At 58.6% G+C, this 20,551-nt stretch carries 21 protein-coding genes and 11 tRNA genes; 5 read left to right on the top strand and 27 right to left on the bottom strand.

Translation table 11 applies throughout. From position 1 onward, the window contains the following. Entirely contained in the window at positions 1-690 is a 690-nt protein-coding gene (phoB, locus tag HNR62_RS03470) for a phosphate regulon transcriptional regulator PhoB (protein WP_204794700.1), read from the bottom strand. Positions 691-778: 88 nt separating this feature from the next. Continuing rightward, complete coding sequence (locus HNR62_RS03475) at positions 779-1,237, bottom strand: N-acetyltransferase (RefSeq protein ID WP_204794701.1); 459 nt, start codon at positions 1,235-1,237, stop codon at positions 779-781. A gap of 170 nt (positions 1,238-1,407) precedes the next feature. Between HNR62_RS03475 and rdgC the strand changes: the two genes are divergently transcribed. Continuing rightward, a complete protein-coding gene (gene rdgC / locus HNR62_RS03480) occupies positions 1,408-2,316 on the top strand; it encodes a recombination-associated protein RdgC (protein WP_204794702.1) in 909 nt (302 codons plus the stop codon). Between the two features lie 312 nt (positions 2,317-2,628). On the opposite strand, the gene nadA is transcribed toward rdgC, so the two are convergent. The 25 genes from nadA to aspS all read right to left on the bottom strand — a co-directional run bounded on the left by nadA (position 2,629) and on the right by aspS (position 16,701). Continuing rightward, positions 2,629-3,690, bottom strand: a complete 1,062-nt coding sequence (nadA, locus tag HNR62_RS03485) for a quinolinate synthase NadA (RefSeq protein WP_204794703.1) — start codon at positions 3,688-3,690, stop codon at positions 2,629-2,631. Between the two features lie 142 nt (positions 3,691-3,832). Then, positions 3,833-3,908: transfer RNA gene (locus HNR62_RS03490), tRNA-Lys, on the bottom strand. 35 nt (positions 3,909-3,943) lie between these two features. Further along, positions 3,944-4,019: transfer RNA gene (locus tag HNR62_RS03495), tRNA-Val, on the bottom strand. Between the two features lie 43 nt (positions 4,020-4,062). Beyond that, positions 4,063-4,138, bottom strand: a tRNA-Lys gene (locus tag HNR62_RS03500). Positions 4,139-4,180: 42 nt separating this feature from the next. Continuing rightward, positions 4,181-4,256: transfer RNA gene (locus HNR62_RS03505), tRNA-Val, on the bottom strand. A 25-nt stretch (positions 4,257-4,281) separates the two neighbouring features. Further along, a tRNA-Lys gene (locus HNR62_RS03510) sits at positions 4,282-4,357 on the bottom strand. A 33-nt stretch (positions 4,358-4,390) separates the two neighbouring features. Next, positions 4,391-4,466, bottom strand: a tRNA-Val gene (locus HNR62_RS03515). A gap of 20 nt (positions 4,467-4,486) precedes the next feature. After that, a tRNA-Val gene (locus tag HNR62_RS03520) sits at positions 4,487-4,562 on the bottom strand. 31 nt (positions 4,563-4,593) lie between these two features. Continuing rightward, positions 4,594-4,669 (bottom strand) — tRNA-Lys (locus HNR62_RS03525). 27 nt (positions 4,670-4,696) lie between these two features. Beyond that, positions 4,697-4,772: transfer RNA gene (locus tag HNR62_RS03530), tRNA-Val, on the bottom strand. Positions 4,773-4,836: 64 nt separating this feature from the next. Beyond that, positions 4,837-4,912: transfer RNA gene (locus HNR62_RS03535), tRNA-Val, on the bottom strand. A 29-nt stretch (positions 4,913-4,941) separates the two neighbouring features. Beyond that, positions 4,942-5,017 (bottom strand) — tRNA-Lys (locus tag HNR62_RS03540). Positions 5,018-5,162: 145 nt separating this feature from the next. Next, a complete protein-coding gene (gene ybgF, locus HNR62_RS03545) occupies positions 5,163-5,924 on the bottom strand; it encodes a tol-pal system protein YbgF (protein WP_204794704.1) in 762 nt (253 codons plus the stop codon). 16 nt (positions 5,925-5,940) lie between these two features. Continuing rightward, entirely contained in the window at positions 5,941-6,462 is a 522-nt protein-coding gene (pal, locus tag HNR62_RS03550) for a peptidoglycan-associated lipoprotein Pal (protein ID WP_204794705.1), read from the bottom strand. Positions 6,463-6,488: 26 nt separating this feature from the next. Beyond that, the gene (gene tolB / locus HNR62_RS03555) at positions 6,489-7,787 is read right to left on the bottom strand and encodes a Tol-Pal system beta propeller repeat protein TolB (protein ID WP_204794706.1); all 1,299 of its coding nucleotides are present in this window, start codon (positions 7,785-7,787) and stop codon (positions 6,489-6,491) included. Positions 7,788-7,789: 2 nt separating this feature from the next. Beyond that, positions 7,790-8,914 (bottom strand): cell envelope integrity protein TolA, encoded by a 1,125-nt coding sequence (tolA, locus tag HNR62_RS03560; RefSeq protein ID WP_204794707.1) that lies wholly within the window; start codon positions 8,912-8,914, stop codon positions 7,790-7,792. A 7-nt stretch (positions 8,915-8,921) separates the two neighbouring features. Then, positions 8,922-9,347 carry a protein TolR gene (gene tolR / locus HNR62_RS03565; RefSeq protein ID WP_204794708.1) on the bottom strand — a complete coding sequence of 142 codons (426 nt, stop codon included), beginning with the start codon at positions 9,345-9,347 and terminating at the stop codon, positions 8,922-8,924. Continuing rightward, positions 9,347-10,027, bottom strand: a complete 681-nt coding sequence (gene tolQ / locus HNR62_RS03570) for a protein TolQ (RefSeq protein ID WP_204794709.1) — start codon at positions 10,025-10,027, stop codon at positions 9,347-9,349. Before tolQ ends, tolR begins: the two co-directional genes overlap by 1 nt. Further along, positions 10,017-10,430 carry a tol-pal system-associated acyl-CoA thioesterase gene (gene ybgC, locus HNR62_RS03575; RefSeq protein WP_204794710.1) on the bottom strand — a complete coding sequence of 138 codons (414 nt, stop codon included), beginning with the start codon at positions 10,428-10,430 and terminating at the stop codon, positions 10,017-10,019. The genes tolQ and ybgC overlap by 11 nt, the downstream gene beginning before the upstream one ends. 372 nt (positions 10,431-10,802) lie before the next feature. Next, positions 10,803-11,822 carry a Holliday junction branch migration DNA helicase RuvB gene (ruvB, locus tag HNR62_RS03580; protein ID WP_204794711.1) on the bottom strand — a complete coding sequence of 340 codons (1,020 nt, stop codon included), beginning with the start codon at positions 11,820-11,822 and terminating at the stop codon, positions 10,803-10,805. Positions 11,823-11,837: 15 nt separating this feature from the next. Then, positions 11,838-12,446 carry a Holliday junction branch migration protein RuvA gene (gene ruvA, locus HNR62_RS03585; RefSeq protein WP_204794712.1) on the bottom strand — a complete coding sequence of 203 codons (609 nt, stop codon included), beginning with the start codon at positions 12,444-12,446 and terminating at the stop codon, positions 11,838-11,840. Between the two features lie 357 nt (positions 12,447-12,803). After that, a complete protein-coding gene (gene ruvC / locus HNR62_RS03590; protein ID WP_204794713.1) occupies positions 12,804-13,325 on the bottom strand; it encodes a crossover junction endodeoxyribonuclease RuvC in 522 nt (173 codons plus the stop codon). A gap of 347 nt (positions 13,326-13,672) precedes the next feature. Continuing rightward, positions 13,673-14,413, bottom strand: coding sequence for a YebC/PmpR family DNA-binding transcriptional regulator (locus HNR62_RS03595; RefSeq protein ID WP_204794714.1), 741 nt, complete (start codon positions 14,411-14,413; stop codon positions 13,673-13,675). Beyond that, the gene (nudB, locus tag HNR62_RS03600) at positions 14,413-14,868 is read right to left on the bottom strand and encodes a dihydroneopterin triphosphate diphosphatase (protein WP_204794715.1); all 456 of its coding nucleotides are present in this window, start codon (positions 14,866-14,868) and stop codon (positions 14,413-14,415) included. Before nudB ends, HNR62_RS03595 begins: the two co-directional genes overlap by 1 nt. 3 nt (positions 14,869-14,871) lie before the next feature. Further along, positions 14,872-16,701: an aspartate--tRNA ligase gene (gene aspS / locus HNR62_RS03605; RefSeq protein ID WP_239552566.1), complete on the bottom strand. Its 1,830-nt coding sequence runs from the start codon at positions 16,699-16,701 to the stop codon at positions 14,872-14,874. 247 nt (positions 16,702-16,948) lie between these two features. On the opposite strand from aspS, the gene HNR62_RS03610 reads away from it, so the two are divergent. The 4 genes from HNR62_RS03610 (at position 16,949) to HNR62_RS03625 (ending at position 20,546) form a co-directional block, all read left to right on the top strand. Beyond that, on the top strand, positions 16,949-17,791 hold the full coding sequence (locus HNR62_RS03610; protein WP_204794716.1) for a DUF72 domain-containing protein: 843 nt from the start codon (positions 16,949-16,951) through the stop codon (positions 17,789-17,791). 259 nt (positions 17,792-18,050) lie between these two features. After that, entirely contained in the window at positions 18,051-18,779 is a 729-nt protein-coding gene (cmoA, locus tag HNR62_RS03615) for a carboxy-S-adenosyl-L-methionine synthase CmoA (RefSeq protein WP_204794717.1), read from the top strand. Beyond that, positions 18,776-19,786: a tRNA 5-methoxyuridine(34)/uridine 5-oxyacetic acid(34) synthase CmoB gene (gene cmoB, locus HNR62_RS03620; protein ID WP_204794718.1), complete on the top strand. Its 1,011-nt coding sequence runs from the start codon at positions 18,776-18,778 to the stop codon at positions 19,784-19,786. The genes cmoA and cmoB overlap by 4 nt, the downstream gene beginning before the upstream one ends. Beyond that, on the top strand, positions 19,779-20,546 hold the full coding sequence (locus tag HNR62_RS03625; RefSeq protein WP_204794719.1) for an ATP-dependent zinc protease family protein: 768 nt from the start codon (positions 19,779-19,781) through the stop codon (positions 20,544-20,546). The genes cmoB and HNR62_RS03625 overlap by 8 nt, the downstream gene beginning before the upstream one ends. Positions 20,547-20,551 lie beyond the last annotated feature (5 nt).

Consider the following 20,551-nt stretch of genomic DNA (forward strand, 5'->3'; position numbering starts at 1 on the left):
TCATAGGCGCGTTGAGAAGCGATACCCGGCACCGCGTACCGTCTGGATCAGCTTGTCGTGACCCGACTCCGACACCGCCTTGCGCAGCCGCCGGATATGCACATCCACGGTTCTGTCTTCCACGTAGACGTTGGTACCCCACACATTATTGAGCAACTGCTCGCGACTGTATACCCGCTCGGGATGCGTCATGAAAAAATGCAGCAGCTTGAATTCGGTAGGGCCCATGTCGAGTTGCAGATGATTGGCGCTGACTCTGTGACTCACCGGATCCAGCTTGAGGCCCTGCACTTCAATCACGTCATCCACCGCCGTCGGCGCCACCCGGCGTAATACCGCCTTCAGCCGGGAGGTCAGTTCCTTGGGAGAAAAAGGCTTGGTAATGTAATCATCGGCCCCCACATCCAGCCCCTTGATCTTGTCTTCTTCCTCGGCGCGGGCGGTGAGCATGATCACCGGGATCTGGCGGGTCATTTCGTCCTGTTTGAGGTGCTTGATCAGCTGGATACCGCTGCCACCGGGCAGCATCCAGTCCAACAGGATCAGATCGGGGTAGGGTTCCTTGATCATGGCCAGCGCCTGATCGTAATCTTCCGCCGAGTCGGTGGCAAAGCCTTTCTGTTCCAGTACAAAGCACAGCATCTCGCGGATGGCGGCCTCGTCTTCCACTACCAGTATTTTCCGTGTCATGTTTCAACTGTCCTTACGGATATGGCTACGCATATAGGCATTATTGGTAGCAAGTGTGACAGTTTTATGAATTAATGACATCCCCATGTCAACGCAGAGAACAGCTGTTGTGCCGAGCCACCCCCGTTCGATAGCTCATATGCAGTTCCGGCTGCCCCGTGGTTGGATCCGTGCTTTCGGCGGTAATGACAAACCCCTGTCGACGATAAAAATTAACGGCAATATCGTTTTCACAGAATACCTTGAGCAATAACCGCTGGCGCTGGCGTTTGGCCATGTCCAGCAGCGCCCTGCCGATGCCGTTTTGCTGGCAGTCGGGTCGCACAAAGAGCGCGGCCAGATAATCGTCCACCAGGGCTACAAAGCCCTGTACCTCGCCCTGTCTTTCGCAGACCCATATCTGTGCCAGTGGCAAATAACGGGCCCGCATTTTTTCCTGCTGCTGCCACCAGAAGGCGGCCGGTATAAAATCATGAGCCTGCAACGACGCCAGCAGCCAGACATCCAGAATGGCATCGGAATCTTCGGGCCTGGCTTGTCGTATCATTACGGTCTCCGGCTTTCGTTTATCTGAGTGTATAGAGCTGACGCCACCCGGAATCGGCTTTAACAAGGCACTGTGAGCCGGATCGGCCTTTACTGGCCGGGAATGACTACCTGATCACAAAGCCGCTTTGCAGTACAATGCGTTTTTTCCGGCTCGTTACCGAGGACGCCATGTGGTTTAAGAACCTGCAGATTTATCGTTTTACCCGCCCTTTCGATGTCACCCTTGAAGATCTGGAAAAGCAGCTTGAAGCCCTGCCCTTCAGCCCCTGCGGCAGTCAGGAGCAGGCCAAAGTCGGCTGGATATCGCCGCTGGGCAAACAGGGCCATGCCCTGACCCACAGCGCCGACGACCAGATCCTGATATGCGCCAAGAAAGAAGAAAAGATGCTGCCCGGCTCTGTGGTCAACGACATGGTGGCCGAAAAGGTGGAAGCGCTGGAAATCGAACAGGGTCGCGCGCTGAAGAAAAAAGAAAAAGAATCAATAAAAGAAGAGATCATCGTCACCCTGCTGCCCCGAGCCTTCAGCCGTTTTCAGCAGACCTATGCCTGGATCAATCCCAAGGCAGGCTTTATCGCCGTGGATGCCAGCTCCGCCAAACGGGCCGAAGATCTGCTGGCGCTGTTGCGCAAGAGCATCGGCTCGCTGCCGGTGGTCCCCCTGGCCATGACCACACCACCCGAGCTGACCCTGACCGACTGGCTGAAAGAAGGCGCCGCCCCGGCCGGCTTTGCGCTGGAAGACGAAGCCGAGCTGCGCTCTGCCCTCGAACACGGCGGCATTATTCGTGCCAAGCAGCAGGATTTGCTCAGTGAAGAAATCAAGGTCCACCTGGAAGCCGACAAGCTGGTCACCAAGCTGGCGCTGAACTGGGCCGACACCATCAGCTTCGTGCTGAGTGACGACATGAGCGTCAAGCGCCTGAAGTTTTCCGAAGAGCTGCGCGAGCAGAATGACGACGTCACCAGCGAAGACGTGGCTGCCCGCTTCGACGCCGACTTCGCCCTGGTCACCGGCGAACTGTCACGCTTTATCCCCGACTTGATCGACGCCCTCGGCGGCGAAGAAAACCGGTAACAGACAGCTGGAAACCGTAAGCTTTAAGCTGTAAGTTAAAAGCCAACCATAAAAAACCGGCGCCAGGATTAATCCGGGCGCCGGTTTTGTTTTAGCTGACCGCTTAAGTAATGCTGCATAACAGCTGTGGCTCTGTCGTCATTCCCGCGAAGGCGGGAATCCAGGACTTGTGGCGCAGAACGGTCAGGCTGCTGGTTGCCTGCAAAGGCACTGGACCCCCGCCTTCGCGAGGGTGACGATAAAGGCAAATCAGCGCCAGAATCCATATCGGTTACAGGGTGTTGCTTATCGCATACGGCTTAAAGCTTTCTTTTAAGCGTTTCCCTTCACCTTCAGCTTCAGCTCGGCGGCGAAATTCAGCATCCGGTTCAGGGGGATCATCGCCTTGATGCGGGTCTCTTCATCCACCTGTATCTCGTGGGTCTTGCCGCCATCACGCAGCGCATCGCGAATGGCCACCAGGCCATTCATCGCCATCCAGGGGCAATGGGCACAGCTGCGACAGGTGGCACCATTGCCGCCGGTCGGTGCTTCGACCATTTCCTTGTCCGGGCAGGCCTGCTGCATCTTGTAGAAGATGCCCTTGTCGGTGGCCACTATCAGCTTTTGTTGCGGCAGCGTCTGCGCCGCCTTGATCAGCTGACTGGTAGAGCCGACCGCATCGGCCAGTTCAATCACAGAAGCCGGTGATTCCGGATGCACCAGCACGGCCGCATCCGGGTTCTGTGCCTTCAGCTCTTTCAGCGCCTTGGCGCGAAACTCGTCGTGCACTATGCAGGCCGCCTGCCAGCGCAACATTTTGGCGCCGGTCTGCTTCTCGATATAGGCCCCCAGATGTCTGTCCGGGGCCCAGATGATCTTGTGCCCTTCGCTGTCCAGGTGCTCGACGATTTCCAGCGCTATGCTGGAGGTCACCACCCAGTCGGCTCGGGCCTTGACCGCGGCCGAGGTATTGGCGTACACCACCACTGTGTGATCCGGATGCGCATCACAGAAGGCGGTGAACTCGTCGGCAGGACAACCCAGGTCGAGTGAACATTCGGCTTCCAGCGTGGGCATCAGCACGGTTTTTTCCGGGCTCAGTATCTTCGAGGTTTCCCCCATGAAGCGCACGCCGGCCACGATCAGGGTGTCGGCCTGATGCTCTTTGCCAAAGCGCGCCATTTCCAGCGAGTCGGACACACAGCCACCGGTTTCCTCGGCCAGGGCCTGGATCTCGGGGTCGGTATAATAATGGGCCACCAGCACGGCGTTTCTGGCCTTGAGCAAGGCCTTGATTTCATCTTTCAGCGCCTGCTGCTGATCAATCGTCAGCGGAGCCGGCTTGGCGGGAAAGGGGTAGTCAAACTCGAAAATATCGACAGCTTCAGTCATCACCTGGTTCCAGTTGTTCCATCCGAAGATCTACAATGGCAGCCATTATACCGTTACAGCGACGTTAAACCCAAGTCGGGTAAGGAATTAGCAGTGAATAGATAGGAATAACAGCAATAAGAAGAAGGAGATAACAAGAAGATGGTGGGTCGTGCGGGATTCGAACCTGCGACCAATTGATTAAAAGTCAACTGCTCTACCAACTGAGCTAACGACCCGACAGTTCGGTTTCTGAAGTGCGGTATAAAAAATATGGTGGGTGATACTGGGCTCGAACCAGTGACCCCCTCCTTGTAAGGGAGGTGCTCTCCCAGCTGAGCTAATCACCCTGGGACTTGCTACTAGGTTTACTACTACGTTTACTACTAAAAGTGGTGGGTCGTGCGGGATTCGAACCTGCGACCAATTGATTAAAAGTCAACTGCTCTACCAACTGAGCTAACGACCCGAATATTTCGGTACTGCCTACTACAAAATTTTTACTGCAATATGGTGGGTGATACTGGGCTCGAACCAGTGACCCCCTCCTTGTAAGGGAGGTGCTCTCCCAGCTGAGCTAATCACCCCGGGACTTGCTTTTACTACTAAAGATGGTGGGTCGTGCGGGATTCGAACCTGCGACCAATTGATTAAAAGTCAACTGCTCTACCAACTGAGCTAACGACCCGAATTCTCGGCACTGCTACTTTTTACTTCAATATGGTGGGTGATACTGGGCTCGAACCAGTGACCCCCTCCTTGTAAGGGAGGTGCTCTCCCAGCTGAGCTAATCACCCTGGGACTTTCTATTCAAATCTGGTGGGCGCTACTGGGCTCGAACCAGTGACCCCCTCCTTGTAAGGGAGGTGCTCTCCCAGCTGAGCTAAGCGCCCTGGGAACTACTACTAGTTTTACCACTGAAGATGGTGGGTCGTGCGGGATTCGAACCTGCGACCAATTGATTAAAAGTCAACTGCTCTACCAACTGAGCTAACGACCCGAATATCTCGGTACTGCTACTGCAATATGGTGGGTGATACTGGGCTCGAACCAGTGACCCCCTCCTTGTAAGGGAGGTGCTCTCCCAGCTGAGCTAATCACCCTGGGAACTGCTATTTCCGTTTACCGACACCAGACAGTAACGTCGACTATCAATAAACCATTAACTGGTGGGCGCTACTGGGCTCGAACCAGTGACCCCCTCCTTGTAAGGGAGGTGCTCTCCCAGCTGAGCTAAGCGCCCTGGGACTTTCCACTACTTTAGTGCTAAAGTGGTGGGTCGTGCGGGATTCGAACCTGCGACCAATTGATTAAAAGTCAACTGCTCTACCAACTGAGCTAACGACCCATTCAGCGGGGTGGCTAAAGCACCCTGCCAACGGCGGCCTATAATACGGATTTAATTTTATGGCGCAACCGCTAAATCATCATTTTATGCTGCTTGATTAAGGAACAAGCGACTCTCTCAAAAAATCGCCAGGTCAGGCCCCGATTCAGAGGCCGTTAAGGTTTTCCTGAGCCAGCCGCGCCGCGCCGGTATCAGCATACTCCTGCAAGACCCGATCAAAGTACTGCCTTGCCTGCTCCTTGTCACCCTGCTCTTTGGCAATCATGCCCAGCTTGAGCAGCGAATCTGCGCGCTTGTTGGAGTCCTGATAGGCTTCCACCACACGAGTAAACTGGGCCTTGGCCTGGTCAAATCGCTTCTGGGTGAACAACAGCTGCCCCAGCCAGTAATGGGCATTGGGTACATAACCGGATTGCGGATACTGGGTGATAAAGCGGGCAAAGGCGGGAATGGCAGCATCATAGTCTTTGTCCTGCAGGACCAGATTGACGGCATTATCGTAGGCCGCCTGCTCGTCGCCGCTGGCCGGTGTGGCCGGCGCCTTGCCTTGTCGGGCCCGGGACTCTTGTGCGCCGCCGGACGGCGTCGCTGCCGAGGCCGACTGCCCGGGCGTTTCGGCCGCATCCTGCTGAGCCATCAGCAGGGCTCGCTGGCGTTCTATCACCTGCTCCAGACGATAACTCTGCTCTTCCAGCAAGCCGCGCAGTTCACTCACCTCCTGCTGCATGGCATTTAACTGCCGCTGCTGATCGATTTGGGCCTGGCTTCTGGCGCTGAAGGCCCTTTCCAGCTCAGCCAGGCGATCATTGACGGAACCGCTGCTACCCACACTGCTCACCGGTGCCTGTGCCCAGCCTGATGTGGATAAAACAGCGGCCATCGAAATGGCCGCTAATTTACATTTCATAACGTCGGATTAAACCTTAGTAGACCAGAACCGCACGGCGGTTCTTGGAAAAGGCAGCCTCGGTGTGTGACGTATCAGCCGGCTTCTCTTCACCGTAGCTGACGATGGCCAACTGTGCACCGCTCACACCCAGACTCTGCAGGTAGCTGGTCACGGCCTTGGCACGACGCTCACCCAGCGCGATGTTGTACTCGGGCGTGCCACGCTCATCCGCATGACCTTCAACCAGAATGCTGACAGACGGGTTGGAACGCAGGAAGTTGGCATGCGCTTCCAGTACCTGGGCGTAATGACCGGTCACTTCATCCTGATCGAACTCGAAGAAAATCACGTTTTCGCGACGCAGCGCTTCGTACTGCTGACGCATCTGCTCTTCGGCTGACAGGGCACCACCCGCACCACCCGTCTGAACGCCGCCATTCTGATAACTGCCGTCGGTACCGGTCATGGCATCAGAGTCGGTGGTAGAGCTACATGCAGCCAGGGTCAACATAGGAAGAGCAACGGCCAGACTCTGAAGCAGTTTTTTCATTTGCATTGTATTTCCTTAGCAATGACATTGGATCAATTGAGATATGGTGACCATGCCGGTGCACGAACATCACCACTTCGTGCGGGCAGCCTGGCCTTAAAACGACCATCCATAGACACCAAAGACAGCACCTGGCGCCCCTGATAGGTGGTACTATAGATGATCATAGTGCCGTTAGGAGCCGGGCTTGGCGATTCATCCAGCTGGGTTTCTGTTAACACCTGCAGTTGACCTCCATCCAGTTCCTGACGAGCAATTCGGTATTGTCCCTGTGAACGACTGACCAGCACCAGGCTGTTGCCATCATTAGTCACACGGGGACCTAAATTAGTATCACCCTGAAAGGTGACACGACGCGTATCACCGGAACTCAGGTCGGCCCGATACACCTGGGGACGCCCACCCCGCTCGGACACAAAATAAATGGCCTTGCCGTCTGCCGCCCAGGTGGGTTCGGTATCGATGGTGCGATTATTGGTCACCCGGCTCAGTTGCCGACTGGACAGGTTGAGCACATAGATTTCCGGCTGGCCGTCACGGGACAGCACCAGCGCCAGCTTGCTGCCATCCGGCGACCACTGGGGCGCACCGTTGATACCCGGTTGGGAGCTGACCACCTGACGCTGCTGGCTGTAAATGTCCTGCACCACGATTTCGGCTTTCTTGTTCTCGAACGACACATAAGCCAGCTTGCGCCCGTCCGGCGACCAGGCCGGTGACATCAGCGGTTCACGCGAACGCAGCAATACCTGCTCGTTGAAACCATCGTAATCGGCAATCATCAGCTGAAACGGAAACTGGGCTCCGTGTTGCACGTTCACATAGGCGAGACGGGTCAGAAAGGCCCCCTTGATGCCGGTCAGCTGTTCAAACACGATATCGGCAACCCGATGCGCATACTGGCGCAGCTGGGCCGCAGGGACGGTGGCACTACGGCTTTCCAGCAGTTGTGCGCCGTTGCGTCCCAGCACATCGGCCAGTTCGAAGCTGACACGATACTGGTTACCACCGGCGGGCTCGATGGAGCCTACCAGTACCGCCTCGACCTGGTGCGGACTCCACAGGGTTGCATTCAGCTCGGAAGCGCTGGCCACCTGCTGGGGCAGGCGATTGCGATCCAATGGCCGGAACATGCCGCTGTTGCGCAAATCGTTGCCAATCACCTCGGCCACATCCTGAGGCACGGCACCGCCGCCGGTCCATTTGAAGGGCACCACCGCCACCGGGCGGGCGCTATCAATGCCACCGGTAATCACGATATCCAGCGCCGCCTGTGCCCGACCTGCAAGCAGGATCAGCGGCAACCATAACCATATCCATCGTTTTGTCATCTCTAGAGCCTCGGTATCAGCGTCAGATTCAGATTTTGTAATTGCTTGTTCACCTCGGGATCCTTCGGCATCGGCAGGGTGCCTGTCTTGCGAATCGCCAACTCGGCCGAACGGCACACCTCCGAGTCCCCCTGGCCGTTGCCTATCTTCAGGATCAAACCGTCGGCGGCCACCCTGATATTGATGCGGCACTGCTTTCCTACCATGGTAGGCCCCACCAGCCAGTTACGCTGAATAGCAGCGACAATCATGCCGGTATAGCGGTCTACCTCGGCGGCCGATGCCGGCCTGGAAGCGCCACCGGCGTCGGCCCCCATCAGGGCCTCCAGATCTTTCAGCGCCTGCTCGGCTTCGGCCTGCTTCTTCGCCTCTGCCGCCTTGGCTTCGGCCTGCTTCTTCGCCTCCGCCGCCTTGACTTCGGCCTGCTTCTTCGCTTCCGCCGCCTTCCGGGCCGCCTCCGCTTCGGCCTGCTGCTTGGCCTCCGCCGCCTTGCGGGCGGCTTCCGCTTCGGCCTGCTGCTTCGCTTCCGCCGCCTTGCGGGCGGCTTCCGCTTCGGCCTGCTGCTTCGCCTCCGCCGCCTTGCGGGCGGCTTCCGCTTTGGCCTGCTTCTTCGCTTCCGCCGCCTTGCGGGCGGCTTCCGCTTCGGCCTGCTTCTTCGCCTCCGCCGCCTTGCGGGCGGCTTCCGCTTCGGCCTGCTTCTTCGCCTCCGCCGCCTTGCGGGCCGCCTCCGCCTTGCGCTCTTGTTCTATAACCTGTTGCCGTTCCTGTTCGGCTTTGGCCTGCTGAGCGGCCAATGCCTGCTGTTGCTCGGCCAGGCGCTCGGCCTCCCTGGCCGCCTGCTGCTGCTCGGCCAGGCGCTCGGCCTCTTGGGCTGCTTTCTGCTCTGCCTCGGCGCTGGCCTGCTCCGCCGCTCTCGCTCGTTCCTGCTGCGCCTGCATCTCGGCCAGACGCTCGGCCTGGGCCGACACCATGCCATCATCGATCATGGTCGCTTCGATGATGGACACCGACTGAGCAGGCCGCTTGGGCGCACTAAAATCGATGCCGACCAGCAAGATCACGCCGAGCAGCAGATGTAACGCCAGCGAAATCAATAGGGGTTTGCGAATACCGCCTTGCTCCGTCATGGGTTCGCTACTGCTCCGGTTGCGTCATCAGGCCAACGGTCGGCACCCCGGCCGCCTTCAGCGTGGCCATCAACTGGATCACGGCGTCATAACGCACGTTGGCATCCCCTTTCACCACCACCGGTGCCTTGGGGGTCGTTTTTAGCTGCGTCTGTACCATGGCTGCCAGTGCCAGCAAATCTACCGCCTCATCCCGGTTTTCGCCGATATCGAGGAAGTAACGCCCTTCGGCATCGACGGACGCCACCAGCGGCTTGTCGCTGTCTTCCGGCATCATTTCTGCCTCGGCCTGAGGCAGGTCCACCTTGACGCCCTGGGTGATCACCGGTGCGGTCGCCATGAAAATAATCAGCAGCACCAGCATCACATCGATATAAGGCACCACATTGATCTCGGCAACGCGTTTACGACGTCTGCGTTGATAGCCGTGCATCAGTGGCCACCCGCCGCCACCTGGCGGTTGAGAATGGTGGAAAACTCATCCATGAAGTTGGCCAGATGGTTTTCCTGCCGCTCGACCTGATAGCTGAACCGGTTAAAGGCAATCACCGCCGGAATGGCCGCAAACAGACCCAGTGCCGTGGCGATAAGGGCCTCGGCGATACCGGGCGCCACCATCGACAAGGTGGCCTGCTGTACTTCCGCCAGGGCGATAAAGGCATTCATGATGCCCCAGACGGTACCGAACAGTCCGATGTAGGGGCTGATGGAGCCGATGGTCGCCAGCATCGACAGATTGGTCTCCAGGCGGTCCACTTCCCGCGACAGCGCCACCCGCATGGTGCGATAGGTACCTTCGAGCATGCTCTCTTGCGAACGCCCCTGCTTTTGCAGCCGGACGAATTCCTTGAAGCCGGCGTAAAAAATCTGTTCCATGCCGGCCAGGTTGTCACGGCGGGCATTGCTCTCGTGATAGAGGCGGCTCAGATCGGCACCGGACCAGAATTTGTCTTCGAACTGCGCCGAGTCATTCTGAGCTGTGGTCAGTATTTTGCGCCGGTTGATGATCATCGCCCAGGACAGAATAGACATGCCCATCAGCAGCAGCATCACCAGCTTAACCAGCAGGCTGGCTTGTAAAAACAGACCTAAAAACGATATTTCAGCGTGCACCTGACAATACTCCCATCAGCGGCTCAGGAATGGCAAAGGGTTTCATATGAGGAATTTTTACGCAAGCGATCTGCACCATTCCCCGAACCAGCGAAAGGCCGGCATCATCCAGAATTTCCTGTTCAAATACAATAGAGGCACGTTTCAGCTTTTTCACCGTCACGGTGACAGTTAATGCATCATTGAAACGCGCGGGCTTGAGCAGATCCAGTTCTACTCGTCGCACCACGAAGGCCACCCCCTGGTCGAGCAAACCGTCTTGCTCAATCCCCAGGCTGCGCAACCATTCGGTACGTGCTCTTTCCATGAATTTCAGATAATTAGCGTTATAAACAATACCACCGGCATCGGTATCTTCGTAATAGATACGCACCGGCCAGTCAAAGCGTGTATCAGTCGTCATGCACTCAGCCATAGGGGCTTAAAAGATGCCGATACTATACCTGAGTCAAATTTAGGAAAGAAGAGAGTGCTCTTAAAGCACGACAAGCGATGACAGGAAAAAGGGGTGAGGGGTGAGGGGTGAGGTACCAAATGATAACAGCTGCGCCGAACGGCCCCTCCCCTTTGGCTGCGGGGCCACAGGCACAGCGGCTGGGGATCGCCAGGGGGAGGCTGGGTGGGGGTGTCACTTTGGATCGAAGCACCGACACCGCAGAACATGCGAATATTCTGCCGTAACCCCTCCCCAGCCCTCCCCTTGCGTTGCACCCCGCTGTTATTCTGGCAATCCCGAGTCAAGGGGAGGGAGCGGATCGGCGCCCCTCACGTTTTATTATTCCCCCAGCCGGGATTCCGGCAAATCGAAGCCGAAGTGCAGGTAGGCTCTGGGGGTGGCGATACGGCCACGGGGGGTACGTTGCAGAAAACCTTGCTGGATCAGATAGGGCTCTATCACGTCCTCTATGGTTTCCTTTTCTTCACCGATGGCCGCCGCCAGGTTGTCCAGCCCCACCGGGCCGCCCATGAACTTGTCGAGTACGGCGGTCAGCAGCTTGCGGTCCATGTAGTCAAAGCCCTGTTTGTCCACATCCAGCATGTCCAGCGCCTGCATGGCGATGGTGGCATCGATGTCGCCGCTGCCCTTCACCTCGGCGAAGTCCCGCACCCGACGCAGCAGCCGGTTGGCAATACGCGGCGTACCCCGGGCCCGGCGTGCCATTTCGAAGGCACCGTCGTCGTTGATGGTCAGGCCCAGCTTGTCGGCGCTGCGGCTGATGATGTGGGCCAGATCCCCAACCTGATAGAATTCCAGCCGCTGCACTATGCCGAAACGGTCACGCAGCGGCGAGGTCAGCGAGCCGGCGCGGGTGGTGGCACCGACCAGGGTAAAGGGCGGCAGCTCCAGCTTGATCGAACGGGCGGCGGGCCCCTCGCCAATCATGATATCGAGTTGATAATCTTCCATCGCCGGATAGAGAATCTCTTCCACCACCGGGCTCAGACGGTGAATTTCATCGATAAAGAGCACATCTCCCGGCTCGAGATTGGTGAGCATGGCCGCCAGATCGCCGGCCTTTTCCAGCACCGGGCCCGAGGTGGTCTTGATGCTGACCCCCATCTCGTTGGCAACGATATTGGCCAGGGTAGTCTTGCCGAGACCCGGCGGGCCGAAGATCAGCAGGTGATCGAGCGCTTCTTCCCGGCGACGAGCCGCCTCGATGAAAATTTCCATCTGGCTGCGCACATGATCCTGGCCGCGATAATCGGCCAGCGCCTTGGGCCGGATGGCTCTGTCGATGACTTCTTCTTCCCGCTGGGGCGCGGGATTGATAAAACGATCAGCTTCTATCATGCCTTATATCATGCCTTATACCATGCTGCGCAGAGCTTCGCGGATCAACTGTTCCGCATCCAGCCCGGGTTTGGCAATTTTCTTGACGATCTGCTCGGCCTGATTCGCCTTGTAGCCCAGCGCCTGCAGGGCGGCGATGGCCTCGTCACGCGCACCGTCGGCCACCGCAGCCGCGGAGCCCGTGCCTTCGGGGGCCGGGTTGAACAGGTCGTAACCGCCAAAGCCCTTGAGCCGGTCGCGCATTTCCACAATCAGCCGTTCGGCGGTTTTCTTGCCCACGCCGGGCAATTTGACCAGGGCGCCAATTTCGCCCTGCTCGACATTATAGATAAACTGATCGGCGGTCATGCCGGACAGAATGGCCAGCGCCAGCTTGGGGCCCACGCCGTTGGTCTTGATGAGTTCACGAAACAGGGCCCGTTCGGTTTTGGTGTTAAAGCCGAACAGCAGCTGGGCGTCTTCCCGCACCACAAAGTGGGTCAGAATGGTCGCCGCCGCGCCGACATCGGGCAGTTCGTAAAAACAGCTCATCGGCAGCGTGACTTCATAACCGACCCCGCCCACCTCAAGCAGAATCTCCGGCGCCTGTTTTTCGCTGATAATACCTTTCAACCGACCTATCACTGGGGTTCCCCGTTCACCAATCCGAATTGCGCCAAGAATAATGAATAACTGGATGGATATCCAGTCGAACAGATTTTCGGTGAGGCGTGAGGCACCAAATGATAACGTCTGCGCCGAACGGCTCCTCCCCCTTGGTAGCGGAGGGACAGGCATAACAGCGGATTGTCGCCAGGGGGAGGCTGGGAGGGGGTGTCACTTTTGACCGAGGCACAGATACCGCACAACACGTAAACTCCTGCAGCAACCCCTCCCCAACCCTCCCCTTGCGTTGCACCCCGCTGTTATTCTGGCAACTCATTGGCTAAGGGGAGGGAGCAAAACTCCACCCTTCACTCCTCACCCCTCACCCCTCGCGCTTTACCGCAACCGCCCTCTGACCGTACCTCGCACCTGGCCGGCCATGCTGATCAGGCTCTGGTAACTGTGGCCGTGGCACAGGGCGACCGCCAGGGCATCGGCGGCGTCGGCCTGGGGGGTTCCGGGCAGACCCAGCAGCTTGACTACCATGTGCTGCACCTGAGACTTGTCGGCGCCGCCCTGCCCCACCACCGCCTGCTTGATCTGGCGGGCGGAATACTCTGCCACCTCCAGCCCGCCATTGGCGGCGGCGACGATGGCCGCCCCCCGGGCCTGACCGAGCTTGAGTGCCGAGTCCGGGTTGCGGGCCATGAACACCTGTTCGATGGCGAACAGGTCGGGCCGGAATTGCAGGATGATTTCGCTGACACCGTCGTAGATTTTCTTGAGTCGTGGCGCCAGCTCGTCATCGGTCATGCGGATGCAGCCCGAGCCCAGGTATTCCATTTTATTCCCGCTCTGGCGCACCACACCGTAGCCGGTGATGCGCGAGCCGGGATCGATACCGAGAATAATGGACATAAAAAACCAGCTATAAGCCTTAAGCAATCAGCGGTAAGCCGATCGAGTAGGTTGTGAATGAGCGAAGCGAATTCCAACATTTATGCCGTCTACAGGATAGACTCCGGGGCAAGCCCGGAGTGACGAATATCTGCAGGCCGTCATTCCGGCGCAGTCCCGCAGGTTGGGACGAGGGATGAGCCCCAACACTTCGGCCATCGGCACTCATGTCGGGATTCGCTTCGCTCATCGCCAGCCTGCTCGGCACTGCAGCACCGCAGGTTGGGACGAGGGACGAGCCCCAGCACGTCGGCCATCGGCACCCATGTCGGGATTCGCTTCGCTCATCGCCAAGCTGCTCGGGCAACTTACAGCTTGTCGGCCAGTTCGTCGGAGATCTCGCCGTTGTGGTAGACCTCCTGCACGTCGTCGGCATCTTCGAGCATGTCGATGAGGCGCATGAATCTGGGTGCCGTCTCTTCATCCAGTTCGGCACTGGTCGAGGGGATCATGGTCACTTCGGCGTTGTCGGCTTCCAGGCCGCTCGCATCGAGCGCATCCTTGACGCTGCCGAATTCGTCCCACTGGGTATACACATCGATGGAGCCATCATCGTTGACCACCACGTCGTCGGCGCCGGCTTCGAGTGCGGCCTCCATCACGGTTTCTTCATCCGCATCCGAATAGCTGATCACCCCCTTCTTCTCGAACAGGTAGGCAACGGAGCCATCGGTGCCCAGGTTGCCACCGTTCTTGGTAAAGGCGTGGCGTACGTCGGACACGGTACGGTTACGGTTGTCGGTCATGCATTCCACCATCACGGCGGTGCCGCCCGGGCCGTAGCCTTCGTAGATAATGGTTTCCAGTACCTGACCGTCCAGCTCGCCGGCGCCGCGCTTCACCGCCCGATCGACGGTGTCACGGGTCATGTTGTTGGATAACGCCTTGTCGATGGCCGCCCGCAGCCGGGGGTTGGCCGACGGATCCGAGCCACCCTCGCGGGCGGCCGTGGTCAGCTCACGGATCAGTTTGGTGAAGATTTTGCCGCGTTTGGCATCCTGTGCCGCCTTGCGGTGCTTGATATTGGCCCATTTACTATGACCTGCCATCAGTATCGTCTCCCTTGTTCTTGCTTTAATTCCTGGATCAGCCTGTCGATGGCCAGCTTGTTGGTCCAGGAACTGGCTTGTTCCCGGGCCTCGGCCAGCGGCAGCCAGCGCTGGGAAAGGTGCTCGGTGAGACACACTTCCTGCGGGCCCGCCAGGCGCAGGTAAAATTCGTATTCCCAGTTGTGGGTTACCCCCGGGCGGTAACGATGCCGCCAGCGGGGGTAAATTTCAAAACGCACCCGGTGTCCGGTTTCCACCAGCCGCAGTCCGTTATCGAGCCGCAGCCCGGTTTCTTCCTCCAGCTCGCGCACCGCCGCCTGATAGCGGGTTTCGCCCACTTCCAGGCTGCCGGTGACCGACTGCCAGAAGTCCGGGTTGTCCTGACGTTGCAGTAACAGTACCTGATCCTCGGTATGAATGAGGATCAGCACCGATTCCGGGTGCTTGTAAGCCATGCCTTAGCTGTCTGCCTTATTTGCAGACTGGTCTGCGGCTTGGTCTGCAGCTTGACCTGAAGATGGCTCGGCCTTGGCTGCCGGCAGTTCGGTGCGAATGGCCAGCTCCGTCAACGAATCCGGGTTGGCCCGGCTCGGCGCATCGGTCAGCAGGCAGGAGGCGGTGGTGGTCTTGGGGAAGGCAATCACGTCCCGGATGTTGTCGGTGCCGGTCAGCAGCATCACCAGACGATCCAGACCAAAGGCCAGGCCCGCGTGCGGCGGGGTGCCGTACTTCAGCGCCTCGAGCAGGAAGCCGAACTTCTCCTGCTGCTCTTCTGCGTTGATACCGAGCAGACGGAACACGGTTTGCTGCATCTCGTTGTTGTGAATACGCACCGAGCCACCGCCCACTTCGTAACCGTTGATCACCATGTCGTAGGCATTGGCCAGCGCGGTCAGCGGTTTGGCTTCCAGTTCGGCGCTGTCCATGTCTTTGGCGGCGGTAAAGGGATGGTGCATGGCATACAGACGCTCGTCTTCTTCCTCGAACATCGGGAAGTCGACGACCCACAGCGGCTTCCAGCTGTTTTCGATCAGGTCCAGATCCTTGCCCAGCTTCAGACGCAGGGCGCCCATGGCATCGCTGACCACCTTGGCGGAGTCGGCACCGAAGAAGATGGCATCGCCGTCGGCCGCGCCGGTACGGGCCAGCAGCTCGGTGACGATGTCTTGGTTCAGGAACTTGGCAACCGGCGACTGCACGCCCTCCAGTCCCTTGGTGACGTCGTTCACCTTCAGCCAGGCCAGGCCCCTGGCACCGTAGATGCCGACGAACTTGCCGTATTCATCGATTTGCTTGCGCGACAGGGCGGCGCCACCGGGTACCTTGAGCGCGGCCACACGGCCCTTGGCATCGTTGGCCGGGCCGGAAAACACCTGAAAGTCGACCTTCTTCACCAGATCGGCAATGTCTACCAGCTCCATGGCGATACGCAAATCCGGCTTGTCGGAGCCGTAACGACGCATGGCCTCGGCGTAGCTCATTACCGGGAATTGACCCAGATCCACGCCGGCCACGTCCTGCCACAGTTCGTGCACCAGCTGTTCCATCACTTCCCGCACCTGTTCGGCGCTCATGAAGGAGGTTTCCACATCGATCTGGGTGAATTCCGGCTGACGGTCGGCACGCAGGTCTTCGTCACGGAAGCACTTCACAATCTGGTAGTAACGGTCGAAGCCGCTCATCATCAGCAGCTGCTTGAACAGCTGGGGCGACTGGGGCAGAGCATAGAAATACCCCTTGTGTACCCGGCTCGGCACCAGATAATCGCGCGCGCCTTCCGGCGTGGCCTTGGTCAGCATGGGGGTTTCGATATCCAGAAAGCCCTGCTCGTCCATGAAACGACGTACCCGGCTGGTGACCTTGGCACGGGTTTTCAGGTAGCGGGCCTGCTCGGGACGACGCAGGTCCAGATAGCGATACTTGAGACGCTGCTCTTCCGAGTTGTTCTGGTTGAAGTCGAGCGGCAGCGGCTCGGCCCTGTTGATGATGGTCAGTTCGTGGGCAAAGATTTCCACCGCGCCGGTGGCCATGTCCTTGTTCACCTGCGACTCGGGGCGGGCACGGACCACACCGGTCATCTGGATACAGAACTCGGCACGCAGCGAAGCGGCCTGCTCAAAGGCCTCGGCCTTGTCCGGATCGAAGAACACCTGCACTATGCCTTCCCGATCGCGCATGTCGATGAAGATCAGGCCGCCCAGATCACGACGACGATGTACCCAGCCACTTAGGGTCACGCTCTGGCCAACCAGGGCGGCGTCAAGCTGCCCGCAATAATGAGTGCGCATGGAGTCTTCCTTTGATGATGTTGCCACGCGGCCTACGGCCGAATGACATGAATTTGTCGGTAAATAGCGCGCTAGTATAATGGAAAACCAGAAGGGCGGTAAAATCGGATGTTTTTGGTAAATATTGTGAGGGGTGATACGTGAGAGGTAAGGGGTAAAACAGGTGTAGTTCGCAGAGACTGCCATCTGTTTCTTGTTCTCCTCACGCTTTACTCCTCACCCCTCACCTTATCTGTTCAGGATGCTTATGTCGTTATATCTGGGCCTCAGCCAGTGGTCCCATCCCGCCTGGCCCGGCCAACTGCTGGGAAAAGACCTCAAAACCACCGAGCACCTGCTCGACTACGCGCGGGTGTTCAAGGCAGTGGAAGGCAACACCAGCTTCTATGGCGTGCCCGACACCAACAGCCTGCAGCGCTGGGCGGGCCAGACCCCTGACGACTTTCGCTTCACCTTCAAGTTTCCCGCCACCGTCAGTCATCAGGGGCGGCTGGCCGACAACATCACGATCGCGCAGGACTTTATCGAACAGCTGAGGCCGCTGCAGCACAAGCTGGGCATGCTGATGCTGCAACTGCCCGCCGCCTGCGGCCCCGAGCAACTGGACGGCCTCGAACAACTGCTGGCCGCCCTGCCGGACCGGTTTCAATACGGGGTAGAGGTACGGCATCCGGCCTTCTTCGCCAAGGGCGAGGCCGAGCGCCGGCTCAACCGGCTACTGCTGGAGCGGGGCGCCAACCGCATCATCATGGACTCGCGCCCGGTATTTTCCTGCCCGCCCACCACGCCGGCGCTGGCGGATGCCCAGCAGAAAAAACCGAAAGTCCCGGTGCATATCATCAGCACGGGCCCGGCACCGGTTGTCCGCTTTATCGGTCATCCCGAACAGCCACTCAACCGCCCCTTCTGGCAGCCCTGGGTGCCGCGCATCCTGGCCTGGCTGGATGAGGGCAAGTCGGTGTACCTGTTTGTGCATACCGCCGACAACCGGCTGGCCCCCCAGTTGGCGGCAGAGATAGCCGCCGCCCTGCACCAGCCCCTGCCCGACTTTCCCGGCCTGGCCCCCGGCCCACAGGGTTCCTTGTTTTAAACCCGTGAGACGTGAGGTGCAGTAACCCCTCCCCAACCCTCCCCTTGCCTTGCACCCCGCTGCCATCCTGAGTATTCACGATTAAGGGGAGGGAGCTATAGCCCTCACCCCTCACCGCTCTTCAGCCAAAATATATTTTCGTCGCCCTCTGCCGCCCGCAAGACAACACCCGGCGCTTATTTTACAATGACAGCTATTCTCTGCCGCCATTCTCTGCAGCCACTTGCTGCCGTCATCCAAGGTTCTTGTTAATAAAGCCATGCAATCAAAAGATCATATCTTCGCCGCCCCCATCGCCCAGCTTGGTGACTTCTGTTTCGATCATAATGTCGCCGAGGTGTTTCCGGACATGATCAAGCGATCGGTGCCCGGTTATTCCAATATCATCTCCGCCATCGGCATGATGACCAGCCGCTTCGCCCAGCCCGACAGCCGGCTCTATGATTTGGGCTGTTCACTCGGCGCCGCCACCCAGGAAATGCGCCGTAATCTGACGCAACCGGGCTGCCGCATTATCGCCGTGGACAACTCCGCCGCCATGCTGGAGCGGGCCGCCAGTCACCTCGCCGCCTTCAAATCGGAGGTGCCCGTCACCCTGACCGAGGCCGATCTCTGCGACATCGAGATCGACAACGCCTCCGTGGTGGTACTGAACTTCACCCTGCAGTTTATCGATCCCGACAAGCGTGAAGCCCTGCTCGGCAAGATTTATCGGGGGCTGAAACCGGGTGGCGTGCTGATATTGAGCGAAAAGTTCGTCAGCCACGACGAGACGGTCAATGAACTGCTGATCGATCTGCATCACGACTTCAAACGGGCCAACGGCTACAGTGAGCTCGAAATCAGCCAGAAACGCACCGCGCTGGAAAACGTGATGCGACCGGATACCCCCGAACTGCACAAAACCCGGCTGAAGCGGGTGGGCTTCCAGCATGTGGATCTCTGGTTCCAGTGCTTCAACTTCGGCTCCATGGTGGCCATCAAATGATCGACTTCAGTGACTTCTATCAGCAGATAGCCAAAAACCGCCTCAGCCACTGGTTGCACTGCCTGCCCGGCCAGTTGCACGACTGGCAGAAAACCCATTTGCATGGGGATCTGGCACGCTGGGTCCGGGCCCTGCACAAGTTGCCGACGATCAACACAGAGCGGGTCGAGCTGACCGACAGCGTCAGCATCGGTCGCCCCGGCGAGATAAGCGCCGGCGAGATGAAAAAAATAGAAAGCCTGCTCGGCCAGTTTCATCCCTGGCGCAAGGGGCCGTTCGAGGTGCACGGCATTCGTATCGACACCGAATGGCGTTCCGACTGGAAGTGGGATCGCCTGGTGCCTCATATCAGCCCGCTGAAACATCGCTATGTACTGGATGTGGGCTGCGGCAGCGGTTATCACCTGTGGCGCATGATGGGCGCCGGCGCCAAAATGGCGGTGGGTATCGATCCCTCCCAGTTGTTTCTGTGCCAGTTTGAGGCGATAAAACACTTCGCCAATGGTTATAACGGGATCCAGGTATTACCCTTGGGAATAGAAGATCTGCCCGAGCTGAGGGCCTTCGATACCGTTTTCTCCATGGGCGTGCTCTATCATCGCCGCTCGCCCATCGACCATCTGCTGCAGCTCAAGGCGCAGCTGCGCGGCGGTGGCGAGCTGGTACTGGAAACCCTGGTCATCGATGGCGACGAGCATCAGGTGCTGGTGCCGGGCGAGCGTTACGGCAAGATGCGCAACGTCTGGTTTATTCCCAGCTCGGCCGCACTGGTCGGCTGGCTGCAGAAATGCGGTTTCGACAACATACGAGTGGTAGACGAGAGCGCGACCACGCTGCAGGAACAAAGACGCACCGACTGGATGCGCAACGAATCACTGGCGGATTTTCTGGACCCGCAGGACCCCGGTAAAACCATCGAGGGTTATCCGGCGCCAAAACGCACCATCATCATCGCCAACAAGCCGATTGATCCGCAATACCAACAACAAGAGGCAAGCCATGAATAAGGTCGCGACATCACTGATACTACCCTTGCTGCTCACTGCCTGTGTCAGCCAGACGTCACCGATGGACGCGCAGCCCGAGCCCCAGCCTGTTACCGAGGCCCGGCTCGATGCTAACCTCGCCAGCCTGGAGGCCCGGCTGACAGACACCATGTCCCGGCAGAATGCGCAGCTCAGCAGCAACCATCACGCCTTTATGAAAGCCTTGCAACAGGATATCAGGAATTTGAAAAAGCAGATCCCCGCTCCCCCTCCCGCCGTGCCGCCGACCCCACAAGAGGCGGCCCCGGTCGACTACCCGGAAAATGAAACCCGGGACGGCAAACTCGTAGTAGGCGAAACCGAAACCGTCTGGCTGGACGCCGTCAGCGACAGCTTTCCTGCCCGTATCGATACCGGTGCCACCACCTCCTCGCTCAGCGCCCAGGACATCACCGTATTCGAACGCGACGGCAAGCCCTGGGTCAGCTTCAATCTGGCACACGAGGGCGTGGATGAAAAACTGGCGGTCGAAACGCCGCTGGTACGTTATGTACGCATTCGTCAGGCCTCTGCCGACAGCACGGAACGTCGCCCTGTGGTGGCGCTGACCATGCGCCTGGGCCGGCTGTCCGAAAAAACCGAATTTACCCTGACCGACAGAAGCCAGATGACCTATCCGGTACTGCTGGGCCGGGAATTTCTGAAAGACATCGCCGTGGTGGATATTGCCCGTCAGAACGTACAGGGCAAGCCTAAGCCTCCGACTCCTGCCAGCGAGTAAACATC

The organism is Oceanisphaera litoralis (assembly GCF_016907015.1).
GTDB classification, from domain to species: Bacteria; Pseudomonadota; Gammaproteobacteria; order Enterobacterales; family Aeromonadaceae; genus Oceanimonas; species Oceanimonas litoralis.

Excerpts from the sequence above, each read along its gene's own strand:
- nudB (WP_204794715.1), bottom strand. The coding sequence starts at position 14,868 with ATGGCTTACAAGCACCCGGAATCGGTGCTGATCCTCATTCATACCGAG.
- ybgF (WP_204794704.1), bottom strand. The coding sequence starts at position 5,924 with ATGAAATGTAAATTAGCGGCCATTTCGATGGCCGCTGTTTTATCCACA.
- ybgC (WP_204794710.1), bottom strand. The coding sequence starts at position 10,430 with ATGACGACTGATACACGCTTTGACTGGCCGGTGCGTATCTATTACGAA.
- HNR62_RS03475 (WP_204794701.1), bottom strand. The coding sequence starts at position 1,237 with ATGATACGACAAGCCAGGCCCGAAGATTCCGATGCCATTCTGGATGTC.
- nadA (WP_204794703.1), bottom strand. The coding sequence starts at position 3,690 with ATGACTGAAGCTGTCGATATTTTCGAGTTTGACTACCCCTTTCCCGCC.
- cmoB (WP_204794718.1), top strand. The coding sequence starts at position 18,776 with ATGATCGACTTCAGTGACTTCTATCAGCAGATAGCCAAAAACCGCCTC.
- tolA (WP_204794707.1), bottom strand. The coding sequence starts at position 8,914 with ATGACGGAGCAAGGCGGTATTCGCAAACCCCTATTGATTTCGCTGGCG.
- HNR62_RS03610 (WP_204794716.1), top strand. The coding sequence starts at position 16,949 with ATGTCGTTATATCTGGGCCTCAGCCAGTGGTCCCATCCCGCCTGGCCC.
- ruvC (WP_204794713.1), bottom strand. The coding sequence starts at position 13,325 with ATGTCCATTATTCTCGGTATCGATCCCGGCTCGCGCATCACCGGCTAC.
- cmoA (WP_204794717.1), top strand. The coding sequence starts at position 18,051 with ATGCAATCAAAAGATCATATCTTCGCCGCCCCCATCGCCCAGCTTGGT.
- rdgC (WP_204794702.1), top strand. The coding sequence starts at position 1,408 with ATGTGGTTTAAGAACCTGCAGATTTATCGTTTTACCCGCCCTTTCGAT.
- tolR (WP_204794708.1), bottom strand. The coding sequence starts at position 9,347 with ATGCACGGCTATCAACGCAGACGTCGTAAACGCGTTGCCGAGATCAAT.
- pal (WP_204794705.1), bottom strand. The coding sequence starts at position 6,462 with ATGCAAATGAAAAAACTGCTTCAGAGTCTGGCCGTTGCTCTTCCTATG.
- phoB (WP_204794700.1), bottom strand. The coding sequence starts at position 690 with ATGACACGGAAAATACTGGTAGTGGAAGACGAGGCCGCCATCCGCGAG.
- ruvB (WP_204794711.1), bottom strand. The coding sequence starts at position 11,822 with ATGATAGAAGCTGATCGTTTTATCAATCCCGCGCCCCAGCGGGAAGAA.
- HNR62_RS03595 (WP_204794714.1), bottom strand. The coding sequence starts at position 14,413 with ATGGCAGGTCATAGTAAATGGGCCAATATCAAGCACCGCAAGGCGGCA.
- aspS (WP_239552566.1), bottom strand. The coding sequence starts at position 16,701 with ATGCGCACTCATTATTGCGGGCAGCTTGACGCCGCCCTGGTTGGCCAG.
- tolB (WP_204794706.1), bottom strand. The coding sequence starts at position 7,787 with ATGACAAAACGATGGATATGGTTATGGTTGCCGCTGATCCTGCTTGCA.
- HNR62_RS03625 (WP_204794719.1), top strand. The coding sequence starts at position 19,779 with ATGAATAAGGTCGCGACATCACTGATACTACCCTTGCTGCTCACTGCC.